Consider the following 14,701-nt stretch of genomic DNA (forward strand, 5'->3'; position numbering starts at 1 on the left):
TCGATTGAACCTCTGGTTTCATTCAACGCCTAGGACTTCAGGTGGAGTGTGGCTGGCATGGAAGGCAGGTTGCAGGCCTGATTCGAGACATTGTGACGAAGGACCGCTCTTGGCCGATTGTGCCCCTTGCCGTAGGCCAAACATGGCCGCGAAAGCTGATGTCTATCCTAGAAAAAAGCAGGCGCTGCTTGGGCGCTGCATCAAGGACAGCTGCAGTCCGGCCAGAGCATGCTGAGGCTCCCTCAACTCGATGGGAGACCATCATGGGATCAGTAAACACTGCAACCTGCCAAGTGCCCTGGAACAAGGGCAAGATCGTCGGCCAGAAGGCCCCTTTCAAGCTCAAGGACATTTGGGCGCTGCGGGTGCGGCTGCAACTGGAGGGCCGAGTGCGCGAGCTGGCTCTCTTCAACTTGGGTCTGGACAGCAAGCTGCGCGGCTGCGATCTCGTTAGCCTGAAGGTCAGGGACGTCTGCCACGGGGAGCAGGTTGCACCACGGGCGACGGTGATGCAGCACAAGACCCAGCGTCCGGTGCAGTTCGAGCTCACGCCTGGAACCCGAGAGGCTGTGCATGCGTGGATCCAGCGCACCGGCCTGCGATCGGACGACTTTCTGTTCCCGAGCCGAATGCACGGCTCGCCGCACCTCGGCACCCGGCAGTACGCCCGAATTCTGGGTGGCTGGGTCAGACAGCTTGGACTAGATCCTGCCGATTACGGCACTCACTCGATGCGGCGGACGAAGGCTACGCTGATCTACCGGCGGACGAGAAACCTTCGTGCGGTGCAGTTGCTGCTCGGCCATTCGAAGCTCGAGTCGACCGTCAGATACCTGGGCATCGAGGTGGATGACGCCCTGGAGATCTCGGAGCAGACAGAAATCTGAGCGAGCGTCGATTGAGCAGCGCAGGTCCGTCCTCCTTGCTGCGGCGGTGAGGCGGGTCAATGCGCTGCCGGATGGCTCGATTGCGGCGCACAGCAGACATTCAGCGGGCCGCGCCGACTGACCGCAACCAGTCTTGAGCCGACCTCCAAGCTACTGGCCAAACTCGAATTGCGCACGCATCACCGCGCTGCGGTGGCATTGCACAAAGCCCTGACAGTCCCCCGCCGAAGTTCACGATCAGCAGCGAGAGAAGCGGCAGCAATCAATCACCCCTGCCCAAACTCCCGCGCATGCTCCACCGCGTACTTGATGAGCTCCGCCTGCCCTTCGATGCCCAGCCGCCGCTTGATGCTCTGGCGGTGTGCCTCCACCGTGCGCACGCTCAGGCCCAGGTCGCGCGCAATCTGCTTGCTCGATTCGCCCCGGCCCAGCGCAGTGAGGATCTCGCTCTCGCGCGGCGTGAGCAGCGGCCGCGGCGCCTGGTTGCGAAAGAGCTTCTTCGACACGGCCGGGCTGAGGAACGTGCCGCCCGCCGACACCGCTTCGATGGCGGCCACGATCTCGGCCGCGGGCGCATCTTTCAGCACGTAGCCGCGCGCGCCAACCTGCATCGCCTTCTGCACGTACTCGGGGTTGTCGTACATGCTGAGCATCACGATGTGCGGCGCGGGGTGCGGCGGCAGAGGATCACGTTGCAGCACCAGCGCGGCAAGGTCGATGCCGTTCATGTCTTTCATGCCGACATCGACCAGCATGAGGTCGCACCGCAGCGTGTCGAGCAGCGCGAGCGCCTCGGCGCCGCTGCCGGCCTCGCCGACGATCTCCAGGTTGGGCATGGCGCCCAGGCGCGCGCGCAGGCCGTCGCGCACCAGCGGGTGGTCATCCACGATGAAGAGGCGGATGGGCCTTGGCTGCGACTGCGTGGGCGGTGTTGTCATTCCGGCCTCGCGCTGCGGGCCGGCACCTCGGCCACGATGGAGGTGTGGCCGCGGCCCGAGCGCATGGCCAGGCTCCCGCCGATCGCCTCGATGCGCTCGCGCATGTTGCGCAGGCCGATGCCGTGGCGCGGGTCGAGCTGCATCGCCTCGACGTTGAAACCCACGCCGTCGTCGCTCACCTCCAGCCGCACGGCCTCGTCGGTGAAGCCCAGCGAGATGTGCACGCGGTGCGCCTCTGCATGCTTGCGCACATTGGTGAGCGCCTCTTGCGTCACGCGAAAGAGCGCGGTCTTTGTTTCCTGCGAAAGCTCGAAGGGCTCGCCCTCGACCATGATGGATGCGTCGATGCTGCCCTCTTCGCCGAACTCATGGCCCAGACGCTCCAGCGCGGCGGGCAGGCCCAGCGTGTCGAGCAGCGCGGGGCGGAGGCGGTGCGAGATGCGGCGCACTTCGGTGAGCGAATCATTGAGCCGCTGCAGCGCCTTGCCGAGCGCGGGCGGCGCCGGCTGGTGGTCGCGGCCGAGCGCGTCGACGGCCGATTCGATCAACAACTTGGCCGACACCAGCGTCTGGCTGGTGCCGTCGTGCAGCTCGCGCGCGAGGTGGCCGCGCTCTTCTTCCTGCGACTGCACCACGCGTCGCGCGAGCAGCCGCAGCTTGGCTTCGGCCACGCGGTGCTCGCTCAGGTTCAGGAACAAGCCGGCCGCGCTGACCACGCCCAGGCACAGCGCCGCGATGCCGGCAATCCACAGCAGCGTGGCGGTGACGTTGGCGTTCATCTGCTTGTCGAGCGCGTCCATCGTGGACTGGATGTCGTCCAGGTACAGGCCGGTGCCGACCATCCAATTCCAGCGCGGCAGCGCCGTCACGTAGCCGAGCTTGGGCGCCATCTGCGCGCTGGAGGGCTTGCGCCATTCGTACTCGACATAGCCGCCGCCGTTTTCTTTCGCGCCCTTGATGAGTTCCTGGATGGTGAAGCGCCCGCGCGAGTCGCGCATGCCCCAGAGGTTCTGGCCGACCAGCTCAGGCTGGCGCGAGTGCATGAGGGAGTTGCCCTCCAGGTCGTACACGAAGAAATAGCCGTCGTCGCCGTAGTCGAGCGCAGCCAGGCGGCGCAGGGCCTCGTTGCGGGTGTCCTCGTCGTCCAGGCCCGAGTCGTACAGCGGCCGCAGGTTGCTCACGGCCAGCTCGACATAGCTGCGCAACTCGCTGCGGCGCTGGGCCATGTAGCTGCGCTCGATGAGCGCGCGCTCGCGCTGTGCGAGGTCGTGCTCCTGGTGGCGCACCGCGAGGGCCACGAGCACCAGCGCGACCAGCAGCGGGGCGACGGCCAGCGCGACGATCTTGGTGCGGAGGTTCATGGGGGAGGAAGACTACCACCAGGGCCCGGCCGAGGGCTCTCTGGCTCAGCGTTCGGGGTTCGCCCGCGGCAGCACGCCGCGCTCGCGCAGGGCTTCCAGCAGCGCCTCTTGGTCGGCACCGCCTTCGAGCAACAGGTCCAGGTTCTTCCCCGACTTCGGACGGATGGCAAGGAAGTCGAATTCGTAGCCGAGGCCACTGGCATGGCGGTAACTCGTGCGGGCCTCCAGCAGGTCGGCATGCCATGTGCCGTCGATGCTGCGCAACCGCGTGCCGTCGAGTTCGAAGGCGCGCACCCGCGAATGCGAAAGGATGCCGGTCTGCGCGAAGGGAATGGCCCAGACCAGCCACGCGATCATCGGCATCAGCACGCAGAGCGCCACCACGGTCTTCAGGAAGCCGACGTTCGGTGCGTACACGACAAGTGCCACACCCGCGGCGGCGGCCAGCCCGTAGCCCGCAGCTATCCACGCGACGAAGCATCGCCAGCAGAAAACGATGGCGCGGCTTTGCAGAGTGCCCGTAGGCATCGACTCTGCATCGCTTTTCAACGCGAGATAGTGGTTGATGACCGGCGCCAGTTCATCGACGGGCGCGGTCAGCATCAGCTTGGCGAAGGGGCGCGTGTGAACAACCAGGTAGTTATCGCTGTCGGGAATGCCTTCGATGGCCAGCACGTCAATCCAGCCCACATGGCCGAGCCCTTGCACCGACAGGCCGTTCTCGCCGATGTCGACCTGGGCGCTCTCGCTGAACGCCTTCGGCCGGCGCTTGACCGATGCCAGCCAGCGCTCCTCGACCCAGATCCATGCAGCGGCAACGACAAGCAGGCCGACCATCCACACCGCAATGAGCACCAGCAGTGCGACGGTACTCAGCACGGCGCGCCAACCGGTCGCGTCCTCGTCGAAGAGCCATGCGCTTCCCATCACCATCAGGAAGGAGTAGGCCGTGCAGAGCACCACGATCGCCCCAATGCCGCGGGCGTCCATCTGGGTGACGGGGATCTTTCGCGAGAAGACCGGTGAAGTCATGGCGTACCGGCAGCAGTCCCGCTTATCAGCCGACGAACGCGGGCACGGGCCGGCGACGGAACTCGGTGAGATACAGCAGCAAGGCCATCGACACGAACCCGCCACCCAGCAGGCACAATCCGGTCCAGCCGTGGAAGGCATACACCGCCGCCGCAATGCCCGAAGCCACTGCCGCGCAGATGAAGATGAAGGTCATGAACAGCCCGTTGAGCCGGCCGCGCAGCTCGGGCGCGAGCATGAACAGGCTGCGGAAGTTGAGCACCTGGCACAGCTGGACCGCGCCATCGAGCAGGATGCCGGCCGCGACCAGTCCGGCCAGCGAATGGAAGTGCATCGACACAGCGCCCAGCACGAAGGACAACAGCGCGACAACAATGGCTGCGCCCGTCGCGGGACGTGTCAATCCGCGGTCGGCCAACCGTCCCGCCACCGGTGCCAGCAAGGCCCCCGCCGCACCCGCCAGCGCGAAGAGCCCGATGCCGCGCTGCCCCATCCCGAACTCGTGCACCAGCGCCAGAGGTACGGCTGTCCAGAAGGCCTGGAAAGCCGCGAACATCATCCCCTGGTACCACCCGCGCCGGCGCAGCAGCGGCGTATTCCACACGATGCCCGGGAGCGACGCCATGGTGCGCGCATAGCCGATCGAGGCATGCGGCCGGCGCTCGGGCAGCACGCGCCACAGGACGGTGATGAGCGAGGCCATGAGCACGGCCGAGATCCAGAACAGCGCCCGCCAGCCGAGGCTCGCGGCCACCATGCTGGCGAAGGGGCGCGACAGCATGATCCCGCCCAGGAGGCCCGCCATGATGTTGCCGACCACCTTGCCGCGCGTGGCCTCGGGCGCAAGGTGCGAGGCGAAGGGCAGCAGCACCTGCGCCGCGACCGCGCAGGCGCCGACCATGAAGGACGCGGCGAGAAAGGTCACTGCCGAGTTCGAGAGCGCGATGCCCACGAGCCCGATGACGGCACCGAACAGCGCGACGATGATCAGCCGCCGGTTCTCGACCACGTCGGCCAGCGGCACCAGCAGCAACAGGCCGGCGCCGTAGCCGAGCTGGGTCAGCGTCATGATCAGACCCGCGAGCCCTGCATGGAGCTGCAGTGCGTCGGAGATCGGGCCGATCAGTGGCTGGGCGTAGTAGATATTGGCCACGCACAGGCCGCAGGCCACGGCGAAGACGAAGGTCAGCGCGGGCGTGAGGCCGACGGCGGAAGAACGGGTGGTGCTGGAGGCGGGCACGAGTCGGGTTTCTGCAGGCGCAGGCTCAATCAATGCAGGCTGGTCGGACGGCCCGATGCGACCCACGCGTCGAGCCCGCCGGTGAGCGGCAACGCACGCCGCGCCCCGCGCGCCAGCAGCACGCGCGCGGCCTGTGCGGCCGACACCTCGTTGGGGCAGTTGCAGTACAGCACCACGTCGCGGTTCGGGTCGATGGTGAGGTCGAGGTGACGGTGCTGCAGCGCCTTGAGCGTGTACGGCAGCGCACCCGGAATGCGGCGCGGATCGACCTGCACGCCAGCCTTGCCGCGCACGTCGATGATCAATGGCGGCTCCTCGCCGCTCAGCAGTTCGTGCAGTTCCTCGACCGAGATGCGCGGCATGCCGGTGAGCCGCATGAAGGCGCGGCGGCGCCAGTAGCGCACGGCCAGGATCACCAGCAGCAGCACCGCGACCGCGGCGGTGGCGATGCCGCCGGCCTGGGCCAGCACGGCGAGCACTTCCTGGATCTGGTCGCGGAAGGCCCAGCCGAGGCCGAGGAAGAGGCCGGTCCAGACCAGCGCGGCGCCCACATCGAAGCCGATGAAACGCCGCACCGACATGCCCAGCGCGCCCGCCATCGGCGGCGCGACCACCGAGACGCCCGGCACGAACTTGGCCGCCACGAGCGACAGGCCACCCCAGTCGGTGATGAGCGATTCGCCGCGCCGCACGCAGGAGTCGGGCGACAGCGAGATGCGGCACAGAAGGCGCATGAAGCGGTAGCCGAAGCGGCGGCCGGCATAGAACCAGGCGCCGTCGCCCAACAGGTTGGCGATGACCGCGGCCAGCACCACGCCGATGACCGACACATCGCCCGCCGCGAGCAGCGCGCCCGTGACCACCAGCACCGCTGCCGCCGGAACCGGCAGCCCGAGGCGTGCGGCAAAGCTGGCGACGAACACCACCAGGATCGCGTTCTGCACCAGCAGCGACATCAGCTGTGCCACGCCAGCCTTTCGGTCGATACGGGGATAAAACGCGGAGTGAGAGCGGGGTTCATGCGAACCGCGATTGTCCGGCATGCCCCAAGAACGTACCGGGCGCAGGCCATTCGAAACCGCCGTTTCAGCCGGTCCGCGAGACGCTGAAAGCGAAGGTGTTCACTCCGCCTTCGCTCGAAGCGCTGACCTGCCCGCCATGCATGCTCGCCACCGCCTTGACGATAGCCAGGCCCAGCCCGTGGCCGTGGTGCTCGCCGCCGCCGTCGTTGCGGGCAGCGTCGACGCGGTAGAAGCGGTCGAACAGGTGCTGCAGGTGCGCCTCGTCGATGGCCGTGCCGGGGTTCGACACGGCGATCCATGTCGCGGCCGGGTCTTCCCGCAGCGTGACAGTGATCTGCGCCCCCGGCGGCGAGTGCTCGATGGCGTTCTGCAGCAGGTTCGACATCGCCCGGCGGAACAACGCGCTCTCGAGCCGCGCCTCGGCCTGCACGTCGCCCGCGATGCCGACCTGCGTGCGGCTCTCGTCGAGCACGAACTCGAAGAAGTCGATGGTCTTGCGCACCTCCAGCGCCACGGGCGTGAGCACCAGCCCGGTGGCCACCTCGCCACGGTCGGCGCGCGCCAGAAAGAGCATGTCGTTGACGATGGAGCGCAGCCGCTCCAGGTCTTCGAGGTTGGCCTGCAGCACCTCCTCGAAATCGCCCGCGCTGCGCTGGCGCGAGAGCGCGACCTGGGTGCTGCCGATGAGGTTGGCCAACGGCGTGCGCAACTCGTGCGCCACGTCGGCATTGAAGGACTCGAGCTGCCGGTACGCCTCCTCGAGCCGGCTGAGCGCGCCGTTGAAGGCCTCGGCGAGCGCGGAGAGTTCGACCGGCAGCGCCGTGGTCTGCAAGCGTTGCGACAGCGTCTTGGGCCGCAGCGCCTGCGCTTCGCCCGACAGGCGCTCCAGCGGCCGAAGCCCGACCCGCGCGATCCAGTACCCCGCCAGCACCACCACCAGCACGCCGCCGAGCCCGAGCACCAGCAGCGCGCTCAGGAAAGTCTTGCGGGTGCGCTCGTAGGGTTCCGAGTTGCGCCCGACGATGAGCCGCACCGCCGGCCGGCCCTCGAAGGGCGGAATGTGGACCGAGAGCGTGCGGAACGGCCGCTCCTGCCCCGGCAGCAGGATGTTGCTGCTGCGGCCGTTGGCCTCGCGGGTGAGGCCGTCGAGCTCGGCCAGGCCCTTGCCGTACTGGAAGCGCGGATCGTCGCTCAGCACCCAGAAGCGCACGCTGCCGTCTTCGGGCGTCAGCGCGTCCATGCGGGCCTGCACGCGCGACCAGCGGTCGGCGGTGCCGATGGCGCCGATCCAGTACTGCAGGCTCTTCAAGGTGGTGTCGAGCTCCTCGTACTGGTGGCGTTCCAGCTCGCGCACCAACACGCCGTGCAGCGCGGCGCCGATCAGCGCGAAGGTGGCGAGCGCCGCCGCCGCGAACATCGCCACCAGCCGCACGGTGATGGAGCCCTTCACGAGTTTCACAGGGCGCCGCCCTCCCCCTGGGCTTCGTTCGCGCCGCCTGCATCGGTGTCGCGCAGTTCCATCACGTAGCCCATGCCGCGGATGGTGTGCAGCACCTTGGGGCTGAAGGGCGCGTCGATCTTGTCGCGCAGCCGCTTGATGGCCACCTCGACCACGTTGGTGTTGCTGTCGAAGTTCATGTCCCACACCAGCTCGGCGATGGCGGTCTTCGAGAGGATCTCGCCCTGCCGCCGCGCGAGTACCGCGAGCAGCGCGAACTCCTTGGCCGTGAGGTCGATGCGCGTCGTGCCGCGGAAGGCCTTGCGCGCGAGCAGGTCGATCTGCAGGTTGGCGATGCGCAGCTGCACCGGCTCCTGCTTCCGGCCGCGCCGGTTGAGTGCCTGCAGGCGCGCCAGCAGTTCGAGGAACGAGAAGGGCTTGACGAGGTAGTCGTCCGCGCCCTCGTGCAGGCCCTTGATGCGGTCTTCGACGCGGTCGCGCGCGGTGAGCATGATGACCGGCGTCTGCTTGACGGCGCGCAATGCGCGCAGCACCGCGAAGCCGTCCTGCCCGGGCAGCATGACGTCCAGCACGATCACGTCGTACTCGTGGGTGAGCGCCAGGTGCTGGCCATCGATGCCGTTGTGCGCCATGTCGACCGTGCAGCCCTGCTCGGTCAGCCCCTTGGAGAGGTAGTCCGCGGTCCTCAGCTCGTCTTCGACAATCAGGATCTTCATGCTCTTGTCTCGCTCCATTCGGCGGGCACTCAACCGTGCGCTTCGGCCACCGGCGGTGGGGTCTCCTCACCGCGCCTTGCCGCCTTGCGGGCCTTGCGCGCTTCCTTGCGGCGCAGGTACCAGTAGTGGGCGCGATCCAGGTACAGGTAGACCACCGGCGTGGTGAACAGGGTGAGCGCCTGCGAGAGTATCAGCCCGCCGACCATCGCGTAGCCCAGCGGCCGGCGCAGCTCGGAGCCCGAACCGTGGCCCAGCATCAGCGGCAGGCCCGAGAGCAGCGCGCACATGGTGGTCATCATGATCGGGCGGAAGCGCAGCAGGCACGCCTGGTAGATCGCCTCCTGCGGCGCCATGCCCTGCTCGCGCTCGGCCTTGAGCGCGAAGTCGATCATCATGATCCCGTTCTTCTTCACGATGCCGATGAGCAGGATGATGCCGATCAGCGCGATCACGCTGAGGTCGTAGCCCCCCGCCATCAATATCAGCAGCGCGCCCACGCCGGCCGATGGCAGCGTCGAGAGAATCGTGAGCGGATGGATGTAGCTCTCGTACAGGAGGCCCAGCACGATGTACACCGCCACCAGCGCCGCGGCGATCAGGTAGGGCTGCGAAGACAACGAATCCTGGAAGGCCTGCGCCGTGCCCTGGAATGCGCCGCTCAGCGACTGCGGAATGCCCAATTCAGCCTGCGCCTTGTTGATGGCGTTGACCGCATCGCCCAGCGCATGGCCCGGTGCGAGGTTGAACGAGATCGTCACCGCCGGGAACTGGCCCTGGTGGCTGATCGAGAGGTACGCGGTCTTGCTGGTGTCGACCTTCACGAAGGTGGACAGCGGCACCTGCTGGCCGGTGAGCGGCGAGGTGAGGTACAGCTTGCTGAAGAGCGCCGGGTCCTGCTGCAGCGCGGGCGTCACCTCCAGCACCACGTGGTAGCTGTTGAGCTGCGTGAAGTACTGCGCCACCTGGCGCTGGCCGATGGCGTCGTACAGCGTCGCGTCGATGGTCGCTGGCGAAATGCCGAAGCTCGATGCGCGGTCGCGGTCGATGGTCAGCACCGCAGATGCGGCGGCGTTCTGCTGGTCGGAGGCGAGGTCGGTGATCTCCGGAATCTGCCGGAAGCGCGCGAGCAGCTTGGGCGCCCAGGTGTTGAGCTCGTCCAGGTTCGAGTCGGTCACCGTGTACTGGTACTGCGTGCGCGACGAGCGGCCGCCCACGCGGATGTCCTGCCCCGCCTGCAGGAACAGGTTCACGCCCTGCACCTTGGCCAGCTGCGGACGCAGCCGCGTGATGATCTCGTCGGCGCTCGCGGTGCGGCCCTCGTCCTTGGGCTTGAGGTTGATGTAGAAGTTGCCGGTGTTGAAGGTCGACGAGCTGCCGTTCATGCCGAAGGCCGAAACGTCCGGATCCTTGCGCACCACATCGGCCAGCTCCAGCATGCGCGCGTTCATCGAGGCGAAGGAAGCGTCCTGCGCCGATTCGGCAAAGCCCGAGATGAAGCCCGTGTCCTGCTGCGGAAAGAAGCCCTTGGGAATGACCATGAACAGGAAGCCCGTGGCCGCCACCGTGGCGATGAAGACCATCAGCGTGATGAACTGGTGGTCGAGCACCACATGCAGCCCGCGTTTGTAGCCATTGAGCATCGCGTCGAAGCCGCGCTCGAACAACAGGTACAGCCGGCCGTGCTTGCGCGCATGCTCGTTCTTCAGGAAGCGCGAGCACAGCATCGGCGTGAGCGTGAGCGAGATGACGACCGACACCACGATGGTGAGCGTGACCGTCACCGCGAACTCGCGGAACAGGCGTCCCACGATGCCGCCCATGAGCAGCAGTGGAATGAACACCGCGATCAGCGACACGGAAATCGAGATGATCGTGAAGCCGATCTCGCCCGCGCCCTTGTATGCGGCTTCGAGCGGCGACATGCCCTCTTCCACGTAGCGGTAGATGTTCTCCAGCATCACGATGGCGTCGTCCACCACGAAGCCCACCGCGATGGTGAGCGCCATGAGCGAGAGGTTGTCCAGGCTGTAGCCCAGCAGGTACATCACCGCCACCGTGCCCAGCAGCGCGAGCGGCACCGTCACGCTCGGAATGAGTGTGGCCGGCACGTTGCGCAGGAACACGAAGATCACCGCCACCACGAGCGCGATGGTCAGGAGCAGCGTGAACTCCACGTCGAGCACCGAGGCGCGGATGGTCTGGGTGCGGTCGACCAGCGCGTTGACTTCGACCGTGGGCGGGATCGACGCCTTCAGGCGCGGCATCGCGGCATTGATGCGGTCCACCGTCTCGATCACGTTCGCGCCCGGCTGCTTGGTGATGGCCAGCACGATGGAGCGGCCGTTCTGGATGGTGTTGCCTTCAGGTGCGGCGGCGCCCGCATAGGCCCAGCCGGCGATCTTGGCGTTCTCGGGGCCGTCGATGGCCACGCCCAGGTCGCGCACGCGGATCGGCGCGCCGTTGCGGTAGGCCAGGATCACGTCGTTCCACGGCTGCGCCTTGAGCAACTGGTCGTTGGTATAGACGGTGAAGCTCTGGTTCGGCCCGTCGATGGTGCCCTTGGGCGCGTTCACCGTGGCCGACGAGAGGACTGTGCGGACGTCTTCCAGGCTCAGGCCGAGCGCGGCCAACTTGGCCGGGTCGAGCTGCACGCGCACCGCGGGCTTCTGCGCGCCGCCGATGTTGACGAGACCCACGCCCGCGATCTGCGAGATCTGCTGCGCGAGGATGTTGTCGGCGTAGTCGTTCACCTCGGTGAGAGGCAGCGTCTTGGACTGCACCGAAAGAATGAGGATCGGCGAATCGGCCGGGTTCACCTTGCGAAAGCTCGGCGGACTCGGCAGGTTGGCGGGCAGTTGGCCGGTGGAGGCGGTGATGGCCGCCTGCACGTCGAGCGCGGCGGCGTCGATGTTGCGGTCCAGGTCGAACTGCAGCGTGATCTGCGTGGAGCCAAGGCCGCTGGTCGAGGTCATCTGCGAGAGACCGGCGATGAGCGAGAACTGCCGCTCCAGCGGCTGCGCCACGTTCGAGGCCATGGTCTCCGGGCTCGCGCCCGGCAGGTTGGCCGACACCTGGATCGTCGGAAAGTCGACCTGCGGCAGCGGCGCCACCGGCAGCAGCGGGAACACCGCCGCACCGACCAGCAGGATGGCCAGCGCCAGCAGCGTGGTGCCGATGGGGCGCTTGATGAATCCGGCGGAAATGCTCAATTGCCGCTCCCGGTGCTGGTCGCGACTTGCGCCGCGTTGCCCGTCGTCGTGGCCTTGGCAACCGGCGGCGGCTCGACGATGGTGGCGCCGGCGCGCAGCTTGTACTGGCCGTCGACCACCACGCGCTGGTCAGCCTCGAGGCCCTTGTCGATCACGGCCACGCCGTCGGCGATTTGCAGCACGTGCACGGGGACGTTGTTGACTTTGTTCTCGGCATCGACCACCCAGATGTAGGTGCTGTCCTGGCCGCGCTGCACGGCGGCGGCGGGCACGGTGAGCGAATCGGGCCGGCGGTCCAGGTCCAGCCGCACGTTGACGTACTGGCCGGGCCACAGCGTGTGCTGCGGGTTGGCGAAGCTGCCCTTGAGCTGCACCGTGCCGTTGGTGGTGTCGATCTGGTTGTTCAGCAGGATGAGCTTGCCGGCGCCCAGCATCTGGTTGCCGGCGCGGTCGTAGGCCACCACCGCGAGCGGCTGGTTGCTCTGCTGCTGCACGCGGTTGATGTCCTGCACCGCTTCTTCTGGCAGCGTGAACTGCACGGCGATGGGGTCGATCTGGTTGATGACGACCAGGCCGTTGGTGTCGACCGCATGGACGATGTTGCCGGGGTCCACCAGCCGCGCACCGACGCGGCCATTCATCGGCGAGACGATGCGGGTGAAGCTCAGCTGCACCTCGGCGAACTGCACCTGCGCGGCGTCGGTCTGCACGGTGGCCGCGAGCTGGTTGACGAGGGCCTTCTGCGTGTCGACCTGCTGCTGCGTGGCGGCGTCCTGCGCGATCAGCGTGGTGTAGCGCTTCAGATCCGCGCGGGCGTTGACGAGCTGGGCTTCGTCCTTTGCCTTGGTGGCCTGCGCCTGCGCGAGCTGCGCCTGCAGCGTGCGCGGGTCGAGCTGCGCGAGCAGTTGGCCGGCCTTGACGTCCTGCCCTTCGGTGAAGCCGACCTTGTCGAGCTGCCCGTCGATGCGCGCTTTCACGGTGACCGTGGCCATCGAGGCGACGGTGCCGATGCCCGAGCGGTAGACCTGCACGTTCTGCGGCGTGACGCGCGCGGTGGTCACCTGCACCGGCGGTGTCTTCGGCGCCTCGGGCTTGGCGCCGAGGGCCTTGTTGTGGTTGAGCGCCCAGGCGCCGCCGCCCAGCACGATCACGAGCGTGGCGGCCGCGACCCAGGTCGAGCGGCGCTGAAGAGGAGCTTGGGTTGTGGTCGTCGTCATGGCATCAATTTCCGGAAGTCGTTTCAGCAGCGGTCCAACCACCGCCCGTGGCTGCGATCAGCGAGACGCTGGCCGCGAGCTGGCGGCCGAGCACCTGCGCGGCGGTGCGCTGGTTCGTGAGCGAGAGTTGCTGCGCCGTCACCACGCTGAGGTACGTGGCGGTGCCGGCGCGGTATTGGCTCAAGGCCAGCCGCTCGGCGAGTTGGGAAGCCTGCACGGCCTGCGCCTGCAGTGCGGATTCGCGGTCGAGCACGCGCAGGGTCGCAAGGTTGTCCTCGACCTGCTGGAAGCCGCCGAGCACGGTCTGCTTGTATTGCGCGACCGAGGCGTCGTAGGTGGCCACGGCCTGGTCGGTGTGCGCCTTGCGCAGGCCCCCGTCGAACACCGTCTGCGCAAGCGCGGCGCCGAGCGACCACACGCGGCTCGGCGTATTGAAAAGCGAGGCGAGGTTGCCGGCGCTGAAGCCGCCGCTCGCGCTCAGCACGATCTGCGGGTAGTAGGCCGCCTTGGCGACGCCGATGTTGGCGTTGGCGGCCTGCACGCGGCGTTCGGCGCCGGCGATGTCGGGCCGGCGTTCGAGCAGTTCCGAAGGCAGGCCCGCGGGCGTGACCGGGAGCTTCACGCGCAGCGCGTCGGTGGACGAGAGCGATGCGGCCGTCGTCTGTGCGGACGAGGGAAGCGGTGCCAGCGTGAAGGACGCGGGCGCCTGCCCGGTCAGCACAGCGACGGCGTGTTCGAGCTGGCTGCGTTGCGCTTCGAGGTCGACGGCTTGCGCTTCGGCGGTCTTGAGCTGGCTCTCCGCGAGCGCCACGTCGGAACGAAGCACCGTGCCGGCGGCGTACTGGTGCTGCGTGAGTTCGAGCGCCTTGGCGTAGGCAGCCGTGGTGCTGGCGTACAGGTCGCGCTGTAGGTCGATAACGCGGATCTGCAGGTAGTCCTGCGCGAGCGTGGTCTGGATGCTGAGGCGGGCGCCGGCCAGGTCATCGGCGCTGGCCTCTGCATCGGAATTGCCGGCCTCGACCGAGCGGCGCACGGCGCCCCACAGGTCGGGCTCCCAGCTAGCCGTGAGGCCGAGGGTGTCGGTGGTGGCGCGCTTGATGGCGCCGGTGCTGTTGGTCTGGGCGCGATTGGCGCCTGCGTCGAGGCCCACTGTCGGGAAGAAGCCCGCGTGCGCTGCGGCTGCTATCGCCTGTGCTTCGCGGTACTGGGCTTCGGCGACGCGGATGTTCTGGTTGGCGGCGTTGGCCTGCACGACCAGCGCACTCAGCGTGGTGTCGCCGTAGGCCTCCCACCAGGGATGGCTGGCGTCGATGAGCTGCGGCGTGGCGGTCTTCCAGGGGCCGGTTTCCTTGTAGGCGACCGGCAGGTCCATGGAGGGCCGCACGTAGTCGGGGCCGACGGCGCAGCCTGCGAGTAGCAGTGCGGCCAGCGCAATGGCAGTCGCTTTGGGTGATGGGGAAGTGGCGAAGAGAACCATGGTGGGTTCACTCTAGGAACCCGGCTCCAACCCTTCGCTGTCGTCTAACTGACAGTTCTGACAGTTTTCGGTTTGGCTCCCTTCCCCGCTGGGGGAGGGTTGGGGTGGGGGCACAGCGGCGCTCGCCTCGGGCGCTCTGCCTG

11 protein-coding genes are annotated in these 14,701 nt (G+C 67.7%); 1 reads left to right on the forward strand and 10 read right to left on the reverse strand.

Annotated features, from left to right (window positions below; translation table 11 throughout):
* The first annotated feature begins 263 nt into the window (after positions 1–263).
* Entirely contained in the window at positions 264–887 is a 624-nt protein-coding gene (locus tag ACSFA7_RS24700; RefSeq protein ID WP_435501809.1) for a tyrosine-type recombinase/integrase, read from the forward strand.
* A gap of 266 nt (positions 888–1,153) precedes the next feature.
* Here the strand turns inward: ACSFA7_RS24700 and ACSFA7_RS24705 are convergent, their stop codons facing one another.
* The 10 genes from ACSFA7_RS24705 to ACSFA7_RS24750 form a co-directional block, all read right to left on the reverse strand.
* Entirely contained in the window at positions 1,154–1,825 is a 672-nt protein-coding gene (locus tag ACSFA7_RS24705; protein WP_435501810.1) for a response regulator transcription factor, read from the reverse strand.
* On the reverse strand, positions 1,822–3,186 hold the full coding sequence (locus ACSFA7_RS24710) for a cache domain-containing protein (RefSeq protein ID WP_435501811.1): 1,365 nt from the start codon (positions 3,184–3,186) through the stop codon (positions 1,822–1,824). Before ACSFA7_RS24710 ends, ACSFA7_RS24705 begins: the two co-directional genes overlap by 4 nt.
* A 45-nt stretch (positions 3,187–3,231) precedes the next feature.
* Positions 3,232–4,218 (reverse strand): hypothetical protein, encoded by a 987-nt coding sequence (locus ACSFA7_RS24715; RefSeq protein WP_435501812.1) that lies wholly within the window; start codon positions 4,216–4,218, stop codon positions 3,232–3,234.
* A 25-nt stretch (positions 4,219–4,243) separates the two neighbouring features.
* On the reverse strand, positions 4,244–5,458 hold the full coding sequence (locus tag ACSFA7_RS24720) for an MFS transporter (protein ID WP_435501813.1): 1,215 nt from the start codon (positions 5,456–5,458) through the stop codon (positions 4,244–4,246).
* Between the two features lie 29 nt (positions 5,459–5,487).
* On the reverse strand, positions 5,488–6,426 hold the full coding sequence (locus tag ACSFA7_RS24725) for a DedA family protein/thiosulfate sulfurtransferase GlpE (protein WP_435501814.1): 939 nt from the start codon (positions 6,424–6,426) through the stop codon (positions 5,488–5,490).
* A gap of 118 nt (positions 6,427–6,544) precedes the next feature.
* Positions 6,545–7,930 carry a heavy metal sensor histidine kinase gene (locus ACSFA7_RS24730; protein WP_435502115.1) on the reverse strand — a complete coding sequence of 462 codons (1,386 nt, stop codon included), beginning with the start codon at positions 7,928–7,930 and terminating at the stop codon, positions 6,545–6,547.
* A gap of 5 nt (positions 7,931–7,935) precedes the next feature.
* On the reverse strand, positions 7,936–8,655 hold the full coding sequence (locus tag ACSFA7_RS24735; RefSeq protein WP_435501815.1) for a heavy metal response regulator transcription factor: 720 nt from the start codon (positions 8,653–8,655) through the stop codon (positions 7,936–7,938).
* A gap of 29 nt (positions 8,656–8,684) precedes the next feature.
* Positions 8,685–11,864 carry an efflux RND transporter permease subunit gene (locus ACSFA7_RS24740; protein ID WP_435501816.1) on the reverse strand — a complete coding sequence of 1,060 codons (3,180 nt, stop codon included), beginning with the start codon at positions 11,862–11,864 and terminating at the stop codon, positions 8,685–8,687.
* The gene (locus ACSFA7_RS24745) at positions 11,861–13,081 is read right to left on the reverse strand and encodes an efflux RND transporter periplasmic adaptor subunit (RefSeq protein WP_435501817.1); all 1,221 of its coding nucleotides are present in this window, start codon (positions 13,079–13,081) and stop codon (positions 11,861–11,863) included. The genes ACSFA7_RS24740 and ACSFA7_RS24745 overlap by 4 nt, the downstream gene beginning before the upstream one ends.
* A 4-nt stretch (positions 13,082–13,085) precedes the next feature.
* Positions 13,086–14,558 (reverse strand): efflux transporter outer membrane subunit, encoded by a 1,473-nt coding sequence (locus ACSFA7_RS24750; RefSeq protein ID WP_435501818.1) that lies wholly within the window; start codon positions 14,556–14,558, stop codon positions 13,086–13,088.
* Positions 14,559–14,701: the final 143 nt, after the last annotated feature.

The sequence above is a fragment of the Variovorax trehalosi genome (assembly GCF_051216415.1).
Lineage (GTDB): Bacteria > Pseudomonadota > Gammaproteobacteria > Burkholderiales > Burkholderiaceae_C > Variovorax.

Excerpts from the sequence above, each read along its gene's own strand:
- ACSFA7_RS24700 (WP_435501809.1), top strand. The coding sequence starts at position 264 with ATGGGATCAGTAAACACTGCAACCTGCCAAGTGCCCTGGAACAAGGGC.
- ACSFA7_RS24705 (WP_435501810.1), bottom strand. The coding sequence starts at position 1,825 with ATGACAACACCGCCCACGCAGTCGCAGCCAAGGCCCATCCGCCTCTTC.
- ACSFA7_RS24710 (WP_435501811.1), bottom strand. The coding sequence starts at position 3,186 with ATGAACCTCCGCACCAAGATCGTCGCGCTGGCCGTCGCCCCGCTGCTG.
- ACSFA7_RS24715 (WP_435501812.1), bottom strand. The coding sequence starts at position 4,218 with ATGACTTCACCGGTCTTCTCGCGAAAGATCCCCGTCACCCAGATGGAC.
- ACSFA7_RS24735 (WP_435501815.1), bottom strand. The coding sequence starts at position 8,655 with ATGAAGATCCTGATTGTCGAAGACGAGCTGAGGACCGCGGACTACCTC.
- ACSFA7_RS24745 (WP_435501817.1), bottom strand. The coding sequence starts at position 13,081 with ATGACGACGACCACAACCCAAGCTCCTCTTCAGCGCCGCTCGACCTGG.
- ACSFA7_RS24750 (WP_435501818.1), bottom strand. The coding sequence starts at position 14,558 with ATGGTTCTCTTCGCCACTTCCCCATCACCCAAAGCGACTGCCATTGCG.